Here is a 21190-nt window from a genome sequence, read left to right as displayed (position 1 = left end):
ACGGGCCCGTGGTGTCCTCCGCTCCGCACCGTCGAAAGTACGCACGAAAAACGCCTCCCGCCAGCAAGGAAGGCCGAACTTACCTGCCCTGAGCCCCTCACCCGGGCGGCCGATTTGTAGGAAATGCGCGCCTCTCTTCGACGGGAGTGGGCAAACCTCGCACAACCGGAAGTTCACGGGTGCGAGTGAAGGGTCGACACGATGGAGCTCAAGGCGGACAGCCCGGCGGTGAGCACGGGTGACCGGGCCCGGGGTGCGTTGCTGGGGCTCGCGGTGGGGGACGCGCTCGGGGCGCCGGCGGAGAACATGCGCCCGTCCGAGATCCGTCGCCGCTGGGGCCGTATCGAGGGGTTCGTCAGCGACGATCCCGCCGGGACCGACGACACCGAGTACGCGATCTTCTCCGGGCTGCTGCTGGCCAGGCACGGCTCGGCACTCACCGTCTCGCATGTCGAACGGGCCTGGCACCACTGGATCGCCGATCTGGACGAGGGCCCCTTCCGGGGCGCCGGGTTCAGCGAACGCGGCACCCTGGAGAACCTGCGGCGGGGCCTCGCCGCCCCGATCTCCGCCCAGCACCGGCACGCCTGGAGCGACGGTCTCGCGATGCGGGCGGCACCGTTCGGGGTCTTCGCCGCGGGGCGCCCCGCCGAGGCGGCCCGGCTGGTGGCGGTCGACGGGCGGGTCAGCCACGACGGCGAGGGCATCTACGGCGGGCAGGCGGTCGCGGCGGGGGTGGCGGCCGCGATGGCGGGGGCCGGACTCGCGTCCGTGATCGCCGCAGCGCTCTCGGTCGTACCGATGGACTCCTGGACCGCCCGCTCGCTGCGCCGCGCCGTCGCGGCCGCGCAGCGTCCGTACCCGGACCGGCTGACCGGGGAGCGCGCGGTGCGCTCGGCGGTGGTGATCGGCGGCTACCCGTGGACGGACCTGGCGCCGGAGGCGGTCGGACTGGCGTTCGGTGCCCTCACGGCGGCACGGGGCGACTTCCGCACCGCGGTGCTCACCGCCGTGAACATGGGCCGTGACGCCGACACCACGGCCGCGCTGGCGGGCGCTCTGGCGGGCGCCCTGCACGGGGTGTCGGCGATCCCCGGGGAGTGGGCTGCGGCGATCGGGCCGGTGCGGGGCAGCTGCCTGCCGTCGATGCGCGGTTACCACGTGCTGGACATCGCGGAACTGCTGACCCCGGACGACGGGGAGGGCCGCGATGGGACGCCCTCCGCCCGGGACGAGGGCGAGGGCCGGCCCGCGGCGCCGCCCGCGCCGTGGCAGGAGACGTCCGAGGCCGCACCTCCGGTCGCCACCCCCTCCGGCGCACCGCCGTCCGGTTCCGTGTGGCCCGCCGCCGCACGCGCCGGGGCGGGGGCCCGGTCCGCCGGCGTCCGGCAGGACGCACGGTGACCGCCGGCCGCCGCGCGCCACAGGGCTCGCCCGTCACGGCGGCGGAGGCCGCCTCGCACCTGGCCATCCGGATCACGGCGGAGCCGGCGTCCGCGGCCGCCGGGAGCCGCGGCGCTCGGGACGGGGAGGCATCGGACAGGCGGGCCCGGATCGAGGGGCTGCTGCTCGGGCTGGCCGCCGGCGACGCCGCGGGGTGGCCGGCCGCGCGGCACCGGGCGGCGCGGATGCCTGAGTGGACGAGGCGGCTCACCCGCGAGCTGGACACCTTCGCCGAGCAGAACGCGACGACGACGCTCCCCGTGCCCATCGCCCTGAACCAGCCGCCGGAACCGCTGCGGCTCGGGCCGTCCGACGACGCCGAGTGGGCGGCGTTCGCCGCCCGGACGGTGCTGGCGGCCGCCGCCGACCAGGCACCCGGCCTCTCCCCCGGCCACCGCATGCGGGACGCGATCGACCGGTCGTGGAACGCGCTGGCCGCGAAGGTCGCCGCCGCGAGTGCCCGGGCACCCGAGGTCGAGTCCGCCGTCCTGCCGCTCCGGGCCCGGATCTCCGTCCGGGCCGGGCTGGGCAATCTCGCCGCGGGCCTGCGCCCGCCCGCCACCGGCCACGACAATCCGCACTACTTCGACGACGCGGCCTGCGTGCGGGCCGCCGTGCTCGCGGTCGTGCACCCCGGCGACCCGGCGTCGGCGGCCGAGCTCGCCGAGTTCGACGCCCGGTACACCCAGGACGGTGACGGGGTGCACGGCGCGCGCGCCGTCGCCGCCGCGATCGCGGAGGCACTCGCCGGGGCGGACGTCGACACGGCGGTGAACGCCGCTCTCGACCGGCTTCCCGACGGCACGGAGATCGCCCGCAACGCCGTCCACGCCGTGCGGCTGGCCCGGGATTTCGCGGACGAGGCGGCCGGGGCCTTCGCACTCGTGCCGGTGCTGGAGCACCAGATCGTGGACCACGTGTACAGCTACGGGATCGCCGCCGCCGAGACCGTGCCGGTCGCCCTCGCCCTGGCGACCGCCGCCCGGGGCGAGTTCGCCCAGGCCGTCCCCGCGGCCGCCTGCCTGTCCCGGGTCGCCGATTCCGCCCCCGCGCTCGCCGGGGCTTTGACCGGGGCGCTGGGCGGGGCGGTGTCCGTACCCGGGGGCTGGCGGGAGGCGTGCCGGACGCTGGCCGGGTGCGCGCTGCCCCGGCTCGCCGGCACGGACCTCGTCGAACTCGCCGGGCTGCTGGCAGCCACGGAACCGGTCACCCCGGGTGGACAATCCCGGCATGACACACAAAACATCCGCACGGCCCGCGGCAGGTACGCCCACCACGACGCTCACACTGGATGAACGGATCACCGGAGCCCTCGTCGGCGCTGCCGTGGGGGACGCGCTCGGCGGCCCGGTCGAGGGCTGGACGCCCGAGCAGATCGCCGAGCGGCACGGCGGCCGGGTGACCGGCGTCGTCGGGCCCTGGTACGGCGACGACTGGCGCACCGCGCGCCCCATCGCCCCGTACCACAAGGGCGACGGGCACGTCACCGACGACACCCTGATGACCCATGCGCTCGTCCGGGTGTACGAGACGGTGCGCGGCCACCTGGACGCGTACTCCGTCGCCGACCATCTCGTACCGGACCTGATGACACGGCCCCGCTGGATCCCGGAACTGGAGGCCGAGGCGCTGCCTCTGCAGCGGATCTTCCTCGCCGAGAAGTGGATCGTCACTCGGCTGCACTACGGGCACGCCGATCCGCGGGAGGCCGGTTCGGGGAACGTCGTCAACTGCGGGGCGGCGATGTACATGGCGCCGGTCGGCCTGGTGAACGCCGCCCACCCGGAGGCCGCGTACGCGGAGGCGCTGGACGTCGCGGGCGCGCACCAGTCCTCGTACGGCCGGGAGGCGGCCGGGGTCCTGGCGGCCTCCGTGGCGGCCGCGTGCACCCCGGGCGCGACCCCCGTCTCCGTCGTCGAGGCGGCCCTGGCCGTGGCCAAGGACGGAACCCGGTCGGCGATCGAGTCCGTCTGCGAAGCGGCCGCCCGCCACACGGACTTCGAGTCGGCGCTGGTGCCGCTGCGCGCCGCCGTCGCCCCCTTCGACACGGTCGGGCCGCACTACCGCGAACCCTCCCTGGGTGCCCGGCGGCCCTCACGGCTGCACTCCATCGAGGAACTCCCGGTCGCGCTCGGCATGCTGCTCGTCGGTGACGGCGACTACCGCCGCACGGTGCTCGGCTCGGTCAACTACGGCCGCGACTGCGACTCGATCGCCACGATGAGCGGCGCCCTCGCGGGTGCGCTCCACGGCGAGCGGGCGATCCCCGGGACCTGGGTGAAGACGGTCGCCGACGCCAGCCGTCTCGACCTCCACGCCCCGGCAAGGGCGTTGGCGGAGGTCGCCCGCGAGGTGTTCGTGCGGGACACGGCACGACGCCGCGCGCACGAGGCGGCGTTCGCCGAGCTGACGGGCGACGGGCGGTGACCGTACGCCTGACATGGGTCCAGCCGGAGGACCTGGTGGGTCACGAGCTGCGCCAGGCGGCGCAGGACGGCCGGGACGCGCGTGACATCGAGCAGCGGTGGCTCTCCGCGGGCGGCAGACCGGCCCCGGAGAGGGCGGGGGCCTCGGAGCCGGCCGCGCCGCGCCGGCTGCGCGCGCTCGCCGGACAGCTCCTGGACGAACTCGCCCTGCTGAGGAGCCCGTCGGCACAGGACGAGCCGACCGAGCTGTCCGGGATCCGGGCCGTCTGCCCACGCTGGCCCGCCCCGCGCACCCCCGCGGTGTCCGTCGGGCCCGACGCCCTGCACGCGGCCTGGCTGGGCAGGGCCGCCGGCTGTCTGCTGGGCAAGCCGGTCGAGAAGCTGCCGCTGGCCGGCATCCGCGCCCTGGCGCGCGCCACCGGCAACTGGCCGCTCACCACCTGGTTCACGGCCAGGGGGCTGCCGGACGCCCTGGCCGCCGCCTACCCGTGGAACCGTCGCTCGGCGCCCACCTCGCTGGCCGAGAACATCGACGGGATGCCCGAGGACGACGACCTCAACTACCCCTTGTTGAACGTGCTGTTGCTCCAGAGGCACGGCCGGGGCTTCAGCACGGGCGACGTGGCCCGGCTGTGGCTCGACGAGCTCCCCGCGGGCCGCGTCTTCACCGCGGAGCGCGTCGCCTACCGCAATCTGCTCGACGGCATCGAGCCACCGGACACCGCACGCCACCGCAACCCGTTCCGGGAGTGGATCGGCGCCCGGATCAGGGCCGACGTGCACGGCTGGATCCACCCCGGCGACCCGGGGGCCGCCGCGGAACAGGCCCACCGGGACGCGGTCCTGACCCACACGGCCAACGGGGTGTACGGAGCGATGTTCACCGCCGCGGCCCTGGCCGAGGCCGCGGGCGGCGAGACGGATGTCCACGGCTGTCTGGCGGCCGGTCTCCGGGTGGTGCCGCCGCGTTCCCGGTACGCGCGCGCGGTGCGCCTCGGCATCGGTACGGCCCGCGCCGAACCGGACTTCGACACGGTCGTGGACCGGCTCCACGACACCTACGGGACCACCCACCACTGGGTGCACGTCCTGCCGAACGCGGCCCTGCTGGCGGCCGCCCTCACCCACGCCGACGGGGACTTCGGCCGCTCCATCGGCTGCGCGGTGTCCGGCGGCTGGGACACCGACTCGAACGGCGCGACCGCCGGTTCGCTCGCGGGTCTGCTGGCCGGCCGGGCCTCCGCGCTGCCCGACCGCTGGACCGCCCCGCTCAAGAACCGCCTCGCCACCTCCGTACCCGGCTTCGACTCCATCGGCTTCGACACCCTCGCGGAACTGACCCATCAGGAGGTACGCCGCCCATGACAGCGATCGCGGTGCTCGGCAGCACCAACATGGACCTGGTCGCCTACGTCGCCCGGGCACCAGGGCGCGGGGAGACCGTCACCGGACGCGAGTTCCGGACCGTCCCCGGAGGCAAGGGGGCCAACCAGGCCGTCGCCGCGGCCCGCGCGGGAGGCGAGGTGGTGATGATCGGCGCGGTCGGGACGGACGAGTACGGCTCGGTCCTCCGCACGAATCTGGAGCACGCCGGAGTGGACACCGATCTGCTGCACACCGTGGCGGGCCCCAGCGGCACCGCGCACATCGTCGTCGACGACGAGGGGTCCAACGCCATCGTGGTGATCCCGGGCGCGAACGGCACGGTGACCGCGCTCGGCCCGGGTGAGAAGGCGGCCGTCTCGGCGGCCGGCCTGCTGCTCCTGCAGCTGGAACTGCCGCTGGCCGTCGTGACCGAGGCGGCGCGGACGGCGAGGGCGCGCGGCGTACGGACGATCCTCACCCCCTCACCCGTGCAGCCGCTGCCGTCCGCGCTCCTGGACGCGGTCGACCTGCTGGTCCCCAACGAGCACGAGGCGGCCGCGCTGTCCGGGTGCACGGAACCGCACGCGGCGGCGCAGATCCTGCTCCGGCAGGTGCCCGAGGTCGTGATCACGCTCGGCCGGAAGGGCTGCCTGTACGCGGTCCGGGGCGGCGAACCGGTCCTCTTCCCCGCGCCCCGGGTGACCGCCGTCGACACGACCGGTGCCGGGGACACCTTCGTCGGCACGCTCGCCGTGGCGCTCGGCGAGGGCCGGTCCGTGCCCGAGGCGGCGGCCTGGGCGTCCGGTGCCGCCGCGCTCTGTGTGCAGAAGCCGGGGGCCTCGACGTCCATGCCCTACCGCAGCGAGATCGATGCCGCATGAGCACTCCCACGCACCCCGCGGGCTCCGGCACGCCGCCGCTCGCCGGCCTGCGGGTCCTGGACCTCGCCACCCTCTTCGCCGGGCCTCTCGCAGCCACCATGCTCGGGGACTTCGGCGCGGAGGTCGTCAAGGTCGAGCACCCCCGCAAGCCCGACCCCTCGCGTGGACACGGCCCCTCGAAGGACGGTGTCGGCCTGTGGTGGAAGCTGCTCGGCCGCAACAAGCGCACGCTGACCCTCGACCTGTCCTCCCCCGGCGGCCGGGACGTGCTGCTGCGGCTGGCCGCCGGGACCGATGTGATCATCGAGAACTTCCGGCCCGGCACCCTGGAGCGCTGGGGACTCGGCTGGGAGGAGCTGCGTGCCGTCAACCCCCGGCTGGTGCTGACCAGGGTCACGGGCTTCGGGCAGACGGGCCCGTACGCGCACCGGCCCGGTTTCGGCACCCTGGCCGAGGCGATGAGCGGCTTCGCCGCCGTCACCGGCGAGCCGGACGGGCCACCGACCCTGCCGCCGTTCGGCCTCGCCGATTCGATCGCCGCGCTCGCCACGGCGTACGCGGTGATGACGGCCCTGGCGGGACGCGACCGCACCGGGGAGGGGCAGGTGGTGGACATGGCGATCATCGAGCCGATCCTGACGGTGCTGGGGCCGCAGCCGCTCTGGTACGACCAGCTCGGTTACGTCCAGCCGCGGACCGGCAACCGCTCCCGCAACAACGCTCCGCGCAACACCTACCGCACCGCGGACGGCCACTGGGTCGCGGTCTCGACCTCCGCCCAGTCGGTCGCGGAGCGCGTGATGCGTCTGGTGGGGCGGCCGGAGCTGATCGAGGAGCCGTGGTTCTCCGCCGGGAGCACACGCGCCGAGCACGCCGACGAGCTCGACGACGCGGTGGGCCACTGGATCTCCCGGCGCACCCGGGAGGAGGCGGTGGACGCGTTCGAGAAGGCCGAGGCGGCGATCGCGCCGATCCATGACGTACGGGACGTGATGGAGGATCCCCAGTACCGGGCGCTCGGCACGATCACCGAGGTCGACGACCCCGAGCTGGGCCCGCTGCGGATGCAGAACGTGCTGTTCCGGCTCTCGGGGACTCCGGGGGCGATCCGCTGGGCGGGCCGGCCGCACGGGGCGGACACGCAGGAGATCCTGTCCGGGCTCGGCCTCTCCGCACCGGCGATCGAGGCCCTGCGCAACGAGGGTGTCCTGTGAACCCGGTGCCGCTGACCTGGCTGTACGTCCCCGGGGACCGACCCGAGGTGGTCCGCAAGGCACTCGGGGCGGGCGCGGACGTGGTGATCGTCGACCTGGAGGACGCGGTCGCCCCGGACCGTAAGGAGTACGCGCGCGCGGCGACGGCGGAGCTCCTCTCGGATCCGGTCACGGCGGACCCGAAGGCGGTCCCGGTCCATGTCCGGGTGCACGGCGAAGGCGATGTGACGGCGCTGACGCGGCTGCCGGGGCTGTCCGGGATGCGGCTCCCCAAGATCACCCACGCGGCGTCCGTGCACCACGTCGCGGCTCTGGCGCCCGGGGTGCCGCTGTATCCGCTGCTGGAGTCGGCGCTGGCGATCGAACACGCTTACTCGATCGCCGGGGCGCACCACGCCGTGCGGGGTGTCGCACTGGGCGAGGCGGACCTCCGGGCGGATCTGGGGGTGCGGGACGACGCCGGTCTCGACTGGCCGCGCAGCCGTGTGGTGATCGCCGCCCGGGCGGCCGGTCTCGACCCTCCGGTGATGTCGGTGTTCCCCGATGTGCGGGACCTGTCCGGGCTGCGGTCGTCCTGTGCGCACGGAAGGGGGCTGGGCCTGCTGGGCAGGGCGGCGATCCACCCGAGGCAGCTGCCGGTCATCGAGCGGGCCTTCCGGCCGACGGCACGCGAGGTCGAGGCGGCGGAACAGGTCCTGGAGGCGTCCCGGAGCGAGGCGGGGGCTCAGGCCCTGCCGGACGGGAGGTTCGTCGACGCGGCGGTGGTGGCGACCGCCGAACGCACGCTCTCCCTGGCGCGGCGTCGCCGATGACGCCGATGACCGCGCGAAGGGGCCGCCGGACCAGTGCGGTCCGGCGGCCCCTTCGTGTCGGTCACGGTGGGTGTGGAGCGTGTCAGCTCTTGTCGGCCTTCTGCGGGGCCCCGTCGGCCTCCGGGGCCTGCTCCTCGGCGACGGGGTCCGTTCCGGCGGCGTCCTTCCCGGCGGCGTCGGCGGAGGTGTCCCCGCCGTCCTCGTCGGTCTTCCCCGGGGCGTCGGCGGAGGTGTCCCCGCCGTCCTCGGCCGGGTCGGGCTCGACGACCTCCTCGCGGCCGGGTCGCGTCTTCGCGGAGATCACCATGTAGATCACGGCGAGCACGAAGACGATGATCGCGGTCCACACGTTGAGCCGGAGGCCCAGGACGTGGTGCGCCTCGTCGACGCGCATGTACTCGATCCATCCGCGGCCCGCGCAGTACGCGGCGACGTACAGGGCGAAGGCACGGCCGTGTCCGAGCTTGAAGCGGCGGTCCGCCCAGATGACCAGGAGGGCGACACCGACGCACCACAGGGACTCGTACAGGAACGTCGGGTGGTAGGTGCCCGCGACCCGGTTCGTGCCCTCGCTGATCTTCAGGGCCCAGGGGACATCGGTCGGCTTGCCGTACAGCTCCTGGTTGAACCAGTTGCCCCAGCGGCCGATCGCCTGGGCGAAGGCGATGCCGGGGGCCAGGGCGTCCGCCCAGGCGGGGAGCGGGATGCCCCGGCGGCGGCAGCCGATCCAGGCGCCGACCGCGCCGAGCGCGATCGCGCCCCAGATACCGAGGCCGCCTTCCCAGATCTTGAAGGCGTCCACCCAGTTCTCACCGTCGCTGAAGTACAGCTGGTAGTCGGTGATGACGTGGTAGAGCCTGCCGCCGACCAGGCCGAAGGGCACGGCCCAGACGGCGATGTCGGCGACGGTGCCGGCTTTGCCGCCCCTGGCGACCCAGCGCTTGTTGCCGAACCAGACGGCGACGAAGACACCGATGATGATGCAGAACGCGTAGCCGCGGAGCGGGATCGGGCCGAGCTCGATCACGCCGGTCGACGGGCTGGGAATGAAGGCAAGGTTCATGACGGGGTCGACGCTACCCTGCCGGACGGGACGTACGGCAAGCCGTCCGGCAACTTCTGGGTAACGAGGCCCTCCGGCGGGGGCCCGCCGGAGGGCTCCCGAGGTTCATGACGACGACGGTGTGGCGCCCACGGTGCCCGGTTTCTTGCCCTTGTTCGCCTCGGCGACCCACTTCTTGAGGTTGGCCTCGGAGATCTGCTCGTTCCCCTTCTTCGGGAAGATCGGTTCGCCGTTGAGCAGCGCGGTCGGCGTGCCCTCGAACCCTCCCCGGGTGAAGGCCTTGTTGGACTTCTCGACCCAGCTGTCGTGCGTGCCGTCCTCCACGCAGCTGCGGAAGGCGGGGGTGTCCAGACCGTCCACCTTGCCGGCCAGGTCGATCAGCCTGCCGTTGTCGCCGAAGGCGTCGTCGGACTCCGCGGGCTGGTCGCGGTACAGGACGTCGTGGTACGGGGCGAACTTCCCGACGTCCTGTGCGCAGGCGGCCGCGTTGGCCGCGCGCAGCGACCCGCTGCCGCCGAGGTTGCCGTCGATGATGGTGGCCAGGTGGTACTCCACCTTGAGCTGTCCGCTGTCGGCGAGCTCCGTGATCGTGTCGCGGAAGGCGTTCTCGAACTGGGCGCAGACCGGGCAGCGGAAGTCCTCCCAGATCGTGAGCGTGGACGGCGCGTCGTCGGCCCCGACCTGGAGGGCGAGTCCGTCCTCACCCATCGCGCCGGACGGGGTGACGGCCGGCCCGGCCTCCTTGTCCTTGCCGCCCTTCCCGGCGTTGGCGGCGATCACGCCGATCACGGCTGCCAGCGCCAGCACCCCCACCACGGCCGTCGAGACGATCAGCGTGCGGCGGCGGCGCTCCCGCGCCCGGTCCTGCTCACGCTGCTGGGCGAGCCGGTCGCGCGCGGCTCTGTTTCGGTCCTGGTTCTTCTCGCTCACACTGCGCAAACGAACCGGGGAGGCAGGTCAGCGCCTCCCCGGTCCAGGTCCACCCGTTCGGATGACAGGTGCGGTCAGCGCTTTCGAACGCCTTCGGCCAGTTCGCCAGCCAGCGCGCGGACGGCGGCGAGGCCGGCGGCCTCGTCCGGGGCGTCCAGCATCCGCTTGACGAAGGCCGAGCCGACGATCACCCCGTCGGCGAATCCCGCGACCTGCCGGGCGTGCTCGGCGGTGGAGACGCCGATGCCCACACAGACCGGCAGGTCGGTGGTGGCCCGGGTGCGCCGCACCAGGTCCTGGGCCTGCTCGCCGACCGATTCGCGGGTGCCGGTGACACCCATGAGCGAGGCGGCGTAGACGAAGCCGGAGCCGGCGGCCGTGATGGTGGCGAGGCGGGCGTCCTGGCTGCTCGGCGCGACGACGAAGACGGTGGCGAGACCGTGCTTCTCCGCGTGCTCCCTCCACAGGGCCGACTCCTGGACGGGCAGGTCGGGCAGGATGCACCCGGCGCCGCCGGCCTCGGCGAGCTCGGCGGTGAAGCGCTCCACGCCGTACCGGTCGATCGGGTTCCAGTACGTCATGACGAGGATCGGCGCGCCCGTCGCCGCGTGGGCCTCGCGGACCGTGCGCATGATGTCGGCGATCTTGACCCCGCCGCGCAGCGCGATGTCGTCGGCGGTCTGGATGACCGGCCCGTCGAGCACCGGGTCGCTGTGCGGGAGCCCCACCTCGACGACGTCTGCGCCGCCCGCGACGGCCGCCTTGACGGCGGCGATGCCGCCGTCGACGGTCGGGAAGCCGCCGGGCAGGTAGGCGATGAGCGCCGCGCGGTCCTCGGACGCCGCCTTGGCGAGCGTCGCTTCGAGAAGCTCTCGGTTGCCGCTCACTTGGTGACCTCTTCCTCTCCGTCGGCCACGTCGGCCTCGACGACGGCGTCGGCGCCGTCGTACAGCCCGAAGTACCGGGCTGCCGTGTCCATGTCCTTGTCCCCGCGTCCGGACAGGTTGATCAGGATCAGCCCGTCCTCGCCGAGCTCCCGCCCGACCTCCAGGGCTCCGGCCAGCGCGTGCGCGCTCTCGATGGCCGGAATGATGCCCTCGGTGCGGGACAGGAGGCGCAGCGCCTGCATGGCGGCGTCGTCGGTGACCGCGCGGTACTCGCCGCGGCCGATGTCCTTGAGGTAGGCGTGCTCCGGGCCGATGCCCGGGTAGTCGAGTCCGGCGGAGATCGAGTACGGCTCGGTGATCTGGCCCTCCTCGTCCTGGAGGACGTAGGAGCGTGAGCCGTGCAGGATCCCGGGCTCGCCCGCTGTCAGGGTCGCCGCGTGCTCCCCGGTCTCCACGCCGTGTCCGGCGGGTTCGCAGCCGATGAGCCGGACGCCCGCGTCCGGGATGAAGGCGTGGAACAGGCCGATGGCGTTGGAGCCGCCGCCCACGCAGGCGACGGCGGCGTCCGGGAGCCGGCCCGCGCGTTCCAGGATCTGGCGGCGCGCCTCGACGCCGATCACCCGGTGGAAGTCGCGGACCATCGCGGGGAAGGGGTGCGGTCCGGCGACGGTGCCGAAGAGGTAGTGGGTCCGGTCCACATTGGCGACCCAGTCGCGGAACGCCTCGTTGATGGCGTCCTTGAGGGTCCGGGAGCCGGACTTCACGGCGACGACCTCGGCGCCGAGCATTCGCATCCGCGCCACGTTCAGCGCCTGCCGCTCGGTGTCGATCTCACCCATGTAGATGGTGCATTCGAGCCCGAAGAGGGCGCAGGCGGTCGCGGTGGCGACGCCGTGCTGGCCGGCCCCGGTCTCGGCGATGATGCGGGTCTTGCCCATCCGCTTGGTGAGCAGGGCCTGGCCGAGAACGTTGTTGATCTTGTGCGAGCCGGTGTGGTTGAGGTCCTCGCGCTTGAGGAAGACGCGGGCGCCCCCGGCGTGCTCGGCGAAGCGGGCGACCTCGGTCAGCGCGCTGGGCCGGCCGGTGTAGTCGACCATGAGCGCGTTGAGCTCGGCGGCGAAGGCCGGGTCGGCCTTCGCCTTGTCGTACTCGACGGCGACCTCGTCCACGGCGGCGACCAGCGCCTCCGGGATGAACTTGCCACCGAACGCGCCGAAATAGCCCTCGGCGCTGGGGATCAGACCCTCGGGGTCCGGGATGAAGAAGTCGGACGACATGCGACGTGCTCCTCGAATCGCAACGGGTGATGTCACCGTATGCGCCATGGGCGGAGCGCCGCACCGACCGGTGGACGGTCGGTGCGCTGGGACGTGCGGATCCCCCCGCACGGCGGGGGGCGACGGCCGGGGCTCGCTACGGCGCGGACCCCGTGCGCCATCGCATGCCGTTGACCTGTCCCGGCTCGTCGCCGATGACGTACCGCACGCGCCGGCCGTGCACCCGCCGGGCGGGGGCGCGGCAGCCGCGGTGCCAGAAGGGCGGCGCGCAGCGCCTCGGTTGAGGGCGGCGGAGGGAGACGCGTGCGCGACGGCCGCGCGCCAGTGGCGCGTGCGGGTCCCGGGCGCTCGCCCCGGCGGGGCGAGCACCCGGCCGGACGCGGGCGGCGGGACGGTCGGCGGGCACGGGCGGGGTCAGCCCCGTCCGTGCCGGAGCGCGGGGTGGGCGCCTGCGGCCACCAGGTCGGCGACGGCGGCCCGGGGGTCGCGGCCGGTGACCAGGGACTCGCCCACGAGCACCGCGTCCGCGCCGGCGTTGGCGTAGGCGATGAGGTCGTGAGGGCCGCGGACGCCGGACTCGGCGACCTTGACGATGTGGTCGGGGATCTCCGGGGCGACCCGTTCGAAGGTGGAACGGTCGACCTTGAGGTCCTTGAGGTTGCGCGCGTTGACACCGATGATCTTCGCCCCGGCGTCCACGGCGCGCTCCGCCTCCTCCTCGTCGTGCGCCTCGACGATCGGCGTCAGGCCGATCGACTCGGCGCGCTCGATCAGCGAGACCAGTGCCTCCTGGTCGAGGGCGGCGACGATCAGCAGGGCGAGGTCGGCGCCGTAGGCGCGCGCCTCCCACAGCTGGTACGAGGTGACGATGAAGTCCTTGCGCAGGACCGGGATGTCGACCTTGGCGCGGACGGCCTCCAGGTCGGCGAGCGAGCCGCCGAAGCGGCGCTCCTCGGTGAGGACCGAGATGACGGACGCCCCGCCGGCCTCGTAGTCCGCGGCGAGCGCGGCCGGGTCGGCGATGGCGGCCAGGGCTCCCTTGGAGGGGCTGGAGCGCTTGACCTCGCAGATGACGGTCACGCCCTCGCCGCGCAGGGCGGCGACTCCGTCCTTGGCCTGGGGAGCGCGCGCGGCGCGTTCCTTGAGCTCGTCGAGGCTGACACGCGCCTGCCGCTCCGCGAGGTCGGCGCGAACGCCGTCGATGATCTCGTCGAGCACACTCACGCGAGCGGCCCCCTTCCGAAGCGGTGATGAGTACAGGATCAGCCATCTCGATGGTATCCGCAGGAGGGCTCAGGGCTCGCATCCGGCGGTACCGCATCCCATTACCTGGTCATTCACGGCGCCAGCGCCGAGCCGAAGGGCAGGTTCCTCACCACGGAGAACACCAGCAGCACCGCGCCGACGCCCCACCAGTAACCGGGGGCCAGGCCGATGCGCAGGGGCCGGCCCCGGCTCGCGCGGACCGCCCAGAGCACCCAGACCGCCGCGAAGACCACGTAACCGATGACGGCGAGGGCGTTGGCGCCGAGCGCGGCGGTGATGTCTCCGTGGGCGAAGGCGTGGGCGCTGCGGAGCCCGCCGCAGCCGGGGCAGAACACGCCGGTGAAGCGGAGCATGGGGCAGACGGGGTAGTGACCGGGCTCGTTGGGGTCGACCGCGGCGACGAAGCCGAAGGCTCCCACGACCACGGCCAGGACCCCGGCAGGGGTCGCGAGCCGGCGGAGCCGGGAGGCCGGGGCGGGCCGCGGCGGGGGAACGGGGCCGGCCGCCGGGTCAGGGGCGGCGGGTGCGGGAGAGGATGAGGCTGAGGCGTCCACGCGCTGATTGTCCCCGCTCACGCGGAGAGGCGCAGCCCGGTCCGGGCCGCGCCTCGCGTCGTGTCGTGTCCTGGGGCCCGGGCATCCGCGGGTGGCCCCCGGGATTCTGCTTCAGGCCGTGATCTGGGCCTGGGAGGCGCGGGCCCTGGCGGCCGCCATCTCCTCGGACTCCTTCGGCATGCCGAGACCGGCCATCTTCATGGCGAGGCCGACGACCCCGCCGAGGATGGCGACGGCGACACCGGCCCAGAAGCCGAGGGTGTTCGCCGCGACCATGAAGAGGCCCGCGACGCAGAAGCCGATGAAGGAGATGATGACACCGGTCCAGGCGGCCGGGGTGTGTCCGTGGCTGCTGCCCGCCATGAGTTGCTCCTAGGTGATGTTGCGCTGAAGGTATCGCTGCTGGGAAAGCCCGGTCCCATTGTCCCGCACGCGCGGGGTGGGCATGAGGCTGGGGGTCATGCCTCGCGCGTCGGGTCCTCGCCGCGGTCCAGGGCCTTCCACAGTTCCTCGGGCCGGTCGGGGTCCGGGGCGGTGCGGGCGGCCTTGCGGGGTCGGGGGGTGCCGTCGCGTTCGTACCGCCCGGACATGGCCGGCCAGCGGCTGCCGTAGCGCAGGGCCAGGAGGCCGGCGAGCAGGATCAGCAGTCCGCCGGCGGCGGTGACGTAGGGCCACGCGGTGTGACTGAGGGCCTGGACGGTGGCCGAGGTGTTGCCCGTGGTCTGCGCGGCCTGCTCGTCCAGGGCGGCCCGGTCGGAGGCTCCGGCGAAGGCGCTGAGCCCGGCGCCGAGGCCGCTGAGGGCCAGCAGCCCGGCGACGATCAGCCGGCTGCTCCTGCGGACGGCGAAGACGGCGACGAGAGCGGCCAGGCCCACGACGGCCAGGGCGGCCGGGAGGCCGGTGACGTCCTGGCCGTCGGCGCTGAGGGGCAGGATGCCGCCACCGACGGCGGCCCTGCCCTCGGCCCAGGTCTGCCCCGAGGCGAGGAGGACGACGGTGGCGCCGGCCGCGCCGAGGAGCAGGCCGGCGCCCAGGCTGCGGCGGCTTCCCGCGCTGTCGGGCGCGGAGGCGGCACGGGGCTGGGGTACGGGAACGGCACTCACGTACCCCACTATCCCCTACCGGCTCCGCCGGCCCCGAGCCGGTTCGCCGTGTGCACGGCCCGCAGCACCGCGGCGGCCTTGTTGCGGCACTCCGTGTCCTCGGCGACGGGGTCGGAGTCGGCGACGATGCCCGCACCGGCCTGGACGTACGCCGTTCCGTCGCGGAGCAGGGCCGTCCGGATGGCGATGGCGGTGTCGGAGTCCCCGGCGAAGTCGAGGTAGCCCACGCAGCCCCCGTACAGGCCCCGGCGGGTGGGTTCCAGCTCCTCGATGATCTGCAGGGCGCGGGGCTTCGGCGCGCCGGAGAGGGTGCCCGCGGGGAAGCACGCGGTGAGCACGTCGAACGCGGTGCGGCCCTCGGCCACGCGCCCGGTGACGGTGGAGACGATGTGCATCACGTGCGAGTACCGCTCGACGGACATGAAGTCGACGACCTCGACGCTGCCGGGTTCACAGACCCGCCCCAGGTCGTTGCGCCCGAGGTCGACGAGCATCAGGTGCTCGGCGCGTTCCTTCGGGTCGGCGAGGAGTTCGTCGGCGAGCGCCTGGTCCTCCTGCGGGGTGGCGCCGCGGTGCCTGGTCCCGGCGATCGGGTGGACCATCGCCCGGCCGTCCTCGACCTTGACGAGCGCCTCGGGGCTGGAGCCGACGACGTCGAAGCCGTCGAAGCGGAAGAGGTACATGTACGGCGACGGGTTCGTGGCGCGCAGCACCCGGTAGACGTCCAGCGCGGACGCCGTGCACGGGGTCTCGAAGCGCTGGGAGGGGACGACCTGGAAGGCCTCGCCGGCCCTGATGCGCTCCTTGACGTCCTCGACGGCGTCCATGAAGGCCTGGCCGCCCCACAGCGCGGTGTAGGGCGGGAGTTCGGAGGGCGGCAGGGCGGCGGGGGCGCTCTCCACCGGGCGGGACAGGTCGCGTTCCATGGCGTCGAGCCGGGCGAGCGCGTCCGCGTGGGCCTCGTCGACCCCGGTGTCCAGGTCGTTGTGGTTGATCGCGTTGGCGATCAGCAGGACCGTGCCGGTGCCGTGGTCGAGCACGGCGAGGTCCGAGGTGAGCAGCATCGTGAGCTCGGGGAGCTTCAGATCGTCGCCGCCGTGCTCGGTGATCCGCTCCAGGCGGCGTACGACGTCGTAGCCGAGGTAGCCGACCATCCCGCCGGTGAAGGGCGGCAGGCCCTCGTCGCCGACCAGGTCGCGGGGGGTATGCAGGGTCTCGACGGTGGCCCGCAGCGCCTGCAGCGGGTCGCCGTCGACGGGCACGCCGACGGGCGGGGTGCCGAGCCAGTGGGCCTCGCCGTCGAGGGCCGTCAGGGTGGCGGCGCTGCGCACCCCGACGAAGGAGTAGCGGGACCAGGTGCGGCCGTTCTCCGCGGATTCGAGGAGGAACGTGCCGGGGCGTTCGCCCGCGAGCTTGCGGTAGAGCCCGACCGGGGTGTCGCCGTCCGCGAGGAGCCGGCGGCTGACGGGGATGACACGCCGGTCGACGGCGAGCTTGCGGAAGGTCTCGAGATCCATGGCGGCTGACCTTATCGGGCCGTGGAGAGCGGGAGGACGTCCCTGTCGAAGCAGGTGCGGGCGCCGGTGTGGCAGGCGGCACCCGTCTGGTCGACCTTCACCAGGACGGTGTCGGCGTCGCAGTCCAGCGCGACGGACCTGACCTGCTGGGTGTGACCGGAGGTGTCGCCCTTGACCCAGTACTCCTGGCGGCTGCGGGACCAGTAGGTGCAGCGGCCCGTGGTGAGGGTGCGGTGCAGCGCCTCGTCGTCCATCCAGCCGAGCATGAGCACCTCGCCCGTGTCGTACTGCTGGGCGATGGCCGGGAACAGCCCGTCGGGGCCGCGCTTGATGCGGGCGGCGACGGCCGGGTCGAGATTGCTGGCGGGCGTGGGGCCGGGCGTGCTGGTCATGCGCCCATTGTGCCGCGCCGGGCGGGGCCGCCCGGTCGTGCGTCCACTGGGCGGACGGCGGGCGGCGGCCGTACGCTGGCGGGCATGTCGACCCATGCGAAGCGTGAACGTCTTCTGCTCGCCGACCTGTTGGAAGCGGCGGGTCCCGAGGCCCAGACCCTCTGCAACGGCTGGAAGACCCGTGACCTTGCCGCCCATGTCGTGGTGCGTGAACGTCGTGCGGACGCCGCGGGCGGGATCCTGCTGGGCGCGCTGAAGAACCGGCTGGAGCGGGTGCAGGCCGAGTTCGCCGCCAAGCCGTACGAAGAGCTGATCCAGCTCATCCGTACGGGTCCGCCGAGGATGTCGCCCTTCGGTCTGAAGCAGCTGGACGAGGCGGCCAACACGGTCGAGTTCTACGTCCACGCGGAGGACGTGAGGCGGGCGCAGCCCGACTGGTCGCAGCGGGACCTGGACCCGGTGTTCGCCGATGTGCTGTGGTCGCGCACCGAGAAGACGGCCCGGATGATGGGCCGCCGTTCGCCGGTGGGCCTGGTGCTGCGGCGCCCGGACGGCCAGACGGCGGTGGCCCACAAGGGGACCCCGGTGGTGACGGTCACCGGGGAGCCCGGGGAGCTCCTGCTGTTCGCCGCGGGCCGGCAGGACGCGGCGCGGGTGGAACTGGAGGGCGACAAGGACGCGCTGGCCCGGCTGCACACGGCCGAGCTGGGCCTGTGACCCGGGCGCTCCCGCGACCGGGTCCTTGCCACGCTCCCGCTCAGGCGTCGCTCCGTGCGCGGGCGGGCGTCCAGCGGGCGCGGTGACGGTGGCGCTCGCCGGGGGCGGCGGGCCCGGATCCCCGCCGCGATCCCAGCAGTCCGAGGAGGAATCCCGCCGGGATGGTGACCAGGCCCGGTGTCTGGAGCGGGAAGACGTCGAAGTCCCACTCCGGGAAGAGCGCGACGGGGGTTCCGGAGAACGCCGGTGACAGGACCATCAGGACTCCGATCAGCGGAAGTGTCCCGTACACCGTCCACCGCACCCCGCGGGCGTCGAAGCCCGGCCGGAACAGGGCGTACAGCAGGACGGGCGGCAGGATCGAGGCCGCGGCCGCGAAGGACAGGGAGAGCAGCACCTGGGGGTTGCGGTCGTGGGTGTACGCCGACAGCAGGACGGCGAGCGCCCCGATACCGGCGACGGCCAGGCGCGCCCGCACGATCTCCCTGCCGGAGGCCCTGCCCTCGCCCTGTGCTCCCGACTTCACGGTGAAGTCCCGCGCCAGTGACGAGGCCGCGGCGAGGGTGATACCGGCGACCGCGGCCAGGGTGGTGGCGAACGCGGCGCAGGCCACGAGCGCGAACAGGGGGCTGTCCCGCGGCCCGGCCGCGCCGGGGTCGAGGGCGCTGGTGACCATCAGCAGGGAGGTGCCGCCCGCCGGGTCGGCGGCGTGCAGCAGGTCCCGGCCCACCAGCGCGGAGGCGCCGAGTCCGACGACGACGATGCCGGCGCACAGCAGGGCGACGGGGCCGACGGCCCAGACGCCCGCCCGTCGGGCGGTCCGGGCGTCACGGATGGGATGGAGCCGCATCATGATGTGCGGCATGCAGGCGGCTCCGAGCAGGAGGGTGGCCTGGAAGCCGATGAGGTCGAGCGTGCCGGCCGGTCCGTGGCCGAACTGCAGCCCGGGGCGCGCGTAGTCGCCGCCCGCCCCGCTGCCGGTCCGGGCGGCGTCGAAGAGGGCGAAGGGGGACCAGTCGAAGCGTGCGAGGACGAGTCCCGCGAGCAGGATGACCGCTCCCAGGACGACGGCCACCTTGAGGATCTGGATGTAGCCGGTGCCGCGCATGCCGCCGAACGCCGAGTAGCAGACCATCAGCGCGCCGCTGGCCACGGTGCAGCCGGTGAGCGCGCCGTCGGGGAGTCCGAACATGGAGGTCATGACGCGCCCGGCGGTGGTGAGCTGTACGAGCAGCAGCGGGGCCAGCACGACCAGGGTGGCCACGCCGAGCGCGCGGCGCACAGCCCCGTCACGGAGCCGGTCGGCGAGGAAGTCGCCCAGGGTGAACACGCCTTTGCGGCGCAGGCGTTCGGCGAACAGGCGCATCACCAGGGCCAGTGAGGCGACCGTCGCGAGGGCGAACAGCAGGCCGTCGAATCCGGCGAGCGCCACGGATCCGGTGGTGGAGAGCAGCGTGGCGGCGGAGACGTAGTCCCCGGCGATGGCCAGGCCGGCTCCGACGGGGCCGAGGGACGCGCCGCCCGCGTAGAAGTGCTCGGGGTCGTCCTGGTCGGCTGCGGCGAGTCCGCACAGCAGCAGGGACACGGCGACGAAGCCGAGGAAGATGACCACGGCCAGGGACCGGGCGTCGATCGCGCCGCTCACCGGGTTCGCTCCGCCGGTACGGCTCCGCAAGGGGCAGCTGAAGACATGCGCGCCATGGCAGCAGCCGGGGCGCGGGCGGCACAGGGGGCGGGCGCGGGGCGCGGCGCCGGTACAGCCCGCCGGGCGCGGGACTGTGCGCCGGCACAACGGCGTGGTCGGCGCCGCCACCCGGCGGGCCCGCGGGAGGCGGGTGTCCGGCCGGGCGCGGCGGGCGGGTCCGGCACGGCCAGGGGGCGGCGCGGACCGGCCGCCGCGAGGCGGCGCGCGTTCCTCAGTCCGCCAGGAGCCGTCGCGCCGCCAGGGCCAGGGACACCTCGACGGCGTCCGACGGCCGGGTCAGGCAGCGTCCCGTCAACTGCTCGAAACGTCGCATCCTGTTCAGCACGGTGTTGCGGTGGCAGTAGAGCTTCGCCCCCGCCCGCTGCGCCGAGCCGTCCGAGTCGAGCCAGGCGGTCAGGGTCTCTATGAGCACGTCCCGGTCCGCCGGGTCCAGCCGGTCCAGCGGGCCGAGCACCCGGGCGGCGAGCGCGGTCCCGAGGCCGGGCGAGGAGACGACGAGCGCGGCGGGCAGGTGCTCGTCGAGCAGGACGGTGCCGCCGGAGGCGGGGCAGGCCCGCAGTGCCGTCTCGGCGAGGCGCCGTGCGTCACCGACGGAGGCGAGTCCGTCGACGACGGAGCTGACGCCGACGCGGGTACCCGGAGGTACCGTCAGTCCGGCCGCGAGCGCCGCCAGTTCACCGTCGGAGTCCCCGGCGGGGCCGGGGGTGTTCTCCGTGTCGGCGTCGCGGGGCGGCTCCGCGTCGGCCGCGGCCGGAGCCGCCCCCAGGGGGAGAATCGCCAGGTCCACGTCCCCCGCCGGGTACCAGAGCACGGTCGTCCCTTCGGGCAGGCCCAGTGGCGGACGCCCGGTGCCGTGCGGGGCGCGCCGGGCTCCGGCGGCCGCGAGCACCGCGTACCGGCCCTGCACCGGGAGCCCCAGCATCGCGGCGGCGTCCGGCAGGTCCGCGATCCTGGCGGTGCCGTCCAGCAGGGCCGCCGTCATCAGGCGCTGCTGGTTCTCACGGCGCCAGGAGACCCGGCGTTCGGCCTGCCGGTACGCCTCCGCCACCACGGCGCAGTGTTCGTCGACGAAGTTCCAGACGTCGGCGGCCACATGGACCAGCAGGCGGGTGTCCTCGGGGTGGCGCCGGGCGGTGTCGTCGACGAGGTCCTGCCAGACCATGGCCCCGCCCATCCGGAAGGCGTGCATGACCGCGTCGAGCGGCACGCCCTGCTCGGCCCGGTTCTCGCCGATCCACCGGGAGGTGCGGTGGGCCGCCTCACGGAACTCCCTGGGCTGGATCAGGGAGGCGACGTTGTGCCGCAGCGAGTGGTGGACCTCCTGCCAGATCTCGGTGGGTTCGGCCTCCATCGCGGCGCGGTAGGCGGGCTCCTGCTCGCGCAGCGCCTCGACCAGCCGGTCCGTGAGTTCCGGCAGCGCCTCCAGGAGCACCCGGGCGGCCCGGTGGAGCACGGCGACGGCCTCGCGGCCGGCCAGGGAGCGGGCGCGGTGCTGCGGCAACGGGGTTACGGGGGGCGGTCCGTGCAGTGCCCTGATCCGTGAGCGTACGACCTGTGGCATGGCGGCCTCCACCGGGAATCGGCCGGCCGCGGTAGGGCCGGCCCCGGTGTGCGCCGGGCCCGGCATTGGGCAGGCGC

The 21190-nt window shown here is 74.2% G+C and carries 21 protein-coding genes; 8 read left to right on the top strand and 13 right to left on the bottom strand.

All coding sequences use genetic code 11. From position 1 onward, the window contains the following. Window positions 1-201 precede the first annotated feature (201 nt). From LWJ43_RS25190 to LWJ43_RS25160, 7 genes are read left to right on the top strand one after another with little or no spacing between them, the layout of a single operon-like run. A complete protein-coding gene (locus LWJ43_RS25190) occupies window positions 202-1404 on the top strand; it encodes an ADP-ribosylglycohydrolase family protein (protein ID WP_277334487.1) in 1203 nt (400 codons plus the stop codon). Next, window positions 1401-2738, top strand: a complete 1338-nt coding sequence (locus tag LWJ43_RS25185; RefSeq protein ID WP_462100910.1) for an ADP-ribosylglycohydrolase family protein — start codon at window positions 1401-1403, stop codon at window positions 2736-2738. Before LWJ43_RS25190 ends, LWJ43_RS25185 begins: the two co-directional genes overlap by 4 nt. Beyond that, window positions 2674-3870, top strand: a complete 1197-nt coding sequence (locus tag LWJ43_RS25180) for an ADP-ribosylglycohydrolase family protein (protein WP_277334486.1) — start codon at window positions 2674-2676, stop codon at window positions 3868-3870. The genes LWJ43_RS25185 and LWJ43_RS25180 overlap by 65 nt, the downstream gene beginning before the upstream one ends. Further along, the gene (locus tag LWJ43_RS25175; RefSeq protein WP_277334485.1) at window positions 3867-5234 is read left to right on the top strand and encodes an ADP-ribosylglycohydrolase family protein; all 1368 of its coding nucleotides are present in this window, start codon (window positions 3867-3869) and stop codon (window positions 5232-5234) included. Before LWJ43_RS25180 ends, LWJ43_RS25175 begins: the two co-directional genes overlap by 4 nt. Continuing rightward, a complete protein-coding gene (gene rbsK, locus LWJ43_RS25170; RefSeq protein WP_277334484.1) occupies window positions 5231-6115 on the top strand; it encodes a ribokinase in 885 nt (294 codons plus the stop codon). The genes LWJ43_RS25175 and rbsK overlap by 4 nt, the downstream gene beginning before the upstream one ends. Further along, entirely contained in the window at window positions 6112-7329 is a 1218-nt protein-coding gene (locus LWJ43_RS25165) for a CaiB/BaiF CoA transferase family protein (RefSeq protein WP_277334483.1), read from the top strand. The genes rbsK and LWJ43_RS25165 overlap by 4 nt, the downstream gene beginning before the upstream one ends. Beyond that, the gene (locus tag LWJ43_RS25160; protein ID WP_277334482.1) at window positions 7326-8141 is read left to right on the top strand and encodes an HpcH/HpaI aldolase/citrate lyase family protein; all 816 of its coding nucleotides are present in this window, start codon (window positions 7326-7328) and stop codon (window positions 8139-8141) included. Before LWJ43_RS25165 ends, LWJ43_RS25160 begins: the two co-directional genes overlap by 4 nt. An 82-nt stretch (window positions 8142-8223) precedes the next feature. Here LWJ43_RS25160 and lgt read toward each other — a convergent pair whose 3' ends face one another. From lgt to hisI, 11 genes are all read right to left on the bottom strand, one after another. Next, window positions 8224-9204 (bottom strand): prolipoprotein diacylglyceryl transferase, encoded by a 981-nt coding sequence (lgt, locus tag LWJ43_RS25155; RefSeq protein ID WP_277334481.1) that lies wholly within the window; start codon window positions 9202-9204, stop codon window positions 8224-8226. 105 nt (window positions 9205-9309) lie between these two features. Next, the gene (locus tag LWJ43_RS25150; RefSeq protein ID WP_277334479.1) at window positions 9310-10134 is read right to left on the bottom strand and encodes a DsbA family protein; all 825 of its coding nucleotides are present in this window, start codon (window positions 10132-10134) and stop codon (window positions 9310-9312) included. Window positions 10135-10208: 74 nt separating this feature from the next. Continuing rightward, a complete protein-coding gene (gene trpA, locus LWJ43_RS25145) occupies window positions 10209-11021 on the bottom strand; it encodes a tryptophan synthase subunit alpha (protein WP_277334478.1) in 813 nt (270 codons plus the stop codon). Beyond that, on the bottom strand, window positions 11018-12298 hold the full coding sequence (gene trpB, locus LWJ43_RS25140; protein WP_277334477.1) for a tryptophan synthase subunit beta: 1281 nt from the start codon (window positions 12296-12298) through the stop codon (window positions 11018-11020). The genes trpA and trpB overlap by 4 nt, the downstream gene beginning before the upstream one ends. Window positions 12299-12434: 136 nt before the next feature. Then, the gene (gene trpM, locus LWJ43_RS32925; RefSeq protein ID WP_346771993.1) at window positions 12435-12704 is read right to left on the bottom strand and encodes a tryptophan biosynthesis modulator TrpM; all 270 of its coding nucleotides are present in this window, start codon (window positions 12702-12704) and stop codon (window positions 12435-12437) included. 8 nt (window positions 12705-12712) lie between these two features. Further along, complete coding sequence (gene trpC, locus LWJ43_RS25135) at window positions 12713-13522, bottom strand: indole-3-glycerol phosphate synthase TrpC (protein WP_277334476.1); 810 nt, start codon at window positions 13520-13522, stop codon at window positions 12713-12715. Between the two features lie 113 nt (window positions 13523-13635). Then, the gene (locus LWJ43_RS25130; protein ID WP_277334475.1) at window positions 13636-14118 is read right to left on the bottom strand and encodes a DUF2752 domain-containing protein; all 483 of its coding nucleotides are present in this window, start codon (window positions 14116-14118) and stop codon (window positions 13636-13638) included. 111 nt (window positions 14119-14229) lie between these two features. Beyond that, window positions 14230-14481, bottom strand: a complete 252-nt coding sequence (locus tag LWJ43_RS25125) for an HGxxPAAW family protein (protein WP_277334474.1) — start codon at window positions 14479-14481, stop codon at window positions 14230-14232. A 95-nt stretch (window positions 14482-14576) separates the two neighbouring features. Further along, window positions 14577-15230: a TIGR02234 family membrane protein gene (locus LWJ43_RS25120; protein ID WP_277334473.1), complete on the bottom strand. Its 654-nt coding sequence runs from the start codon at window positions 15228-15230 to the stop codon at window positions 14577-14579. Beyond that, window positions 15230-16738: an anthranilate synthase component I gene (locus LWJ43_RS25115; RefSeq protein ID WP_277334472.1), complete on the bottom strand. Its 1509-nt coding sequence runs from the start codon at window positions 16736-16738 to the stop codon at window positions 15230-15232. Before LWJ43_RS25115 ends, LWJ43_RS25120 begins: the two co-directional genes overlap by 1 nt. 11 nt (window positions 16739-16749) lie before the next feature. After that, on the bottom strand, window positions 16750-17130 hold the full coding sequence (gene hisI, locus LWJ43_RS25110; protein ID WP_277334471.1) for a phosphoribosyl-AMP cyclohydrolase: 381 nt from the start codon (window positions 17128-17130) through the stop codon (window positions 16750-16752). An 84-nt stretch (window positions 17131-17214) separates the two neighbouring features. Here hisI and LWJ43_RS25105 point away from each other — a divergent pair, with 84 nt between their 5' ends. Beyond that, window positions 17215-17847 carry a TIGR03085 family metal-binding protein gene (locus tag LWJ43_RS25105; protein WP_277334470.1) on the top strand — a complete coding sequence of 211 codons (633 nt, stop codon included), beginning with the start codon at window positions 17215-17217 and terminating at the stop codon, window positions 17845-17847. 40 nt (window positions 17848-17887) lie between these two features. Here LWJ43_RS25105 and LWJ43_RS25100 read toward each other — a convergent pair whose 3' ends face one another. After that, entirely contained in the window at window positions 17888-19492 is a 1605-nt protein-coding gene (locus tag LWJ43_RS25100) for a sodium/solute symporter (protein WP_277334469.1), read from the bottom strand. Window positions 19493-19763: 271 nt separating this feature from the next. Then, the gene (locus tag LWJ43_RS25095) at window positions 19764-21113 is read right to left on the bottom strand and encodes a PucR family transcriptional regulator (protein ID WP_277334468.1); all 1350 of its coding nucleotides are present in this window, start codon (window positions 21111-21113) and stop codon (window positions 19764-19766) included. Between the last annotated feature and the right edge of the window lie 77 nt (window positions 21114-21190).

Source organism: Streptomyces sp. JH34 (genome assembly GCF_029428875.1).
In the GTDB taxonomy this organism is placed as follows: domain Bacteria; phylum Actinomycetota; class Actinomycetes; order Streptomycetales; family Streptomycetaceae; genus Streptomyces.
This window is presented reverse-complemented; position numbering and strand designations above follow the sequence as displayed.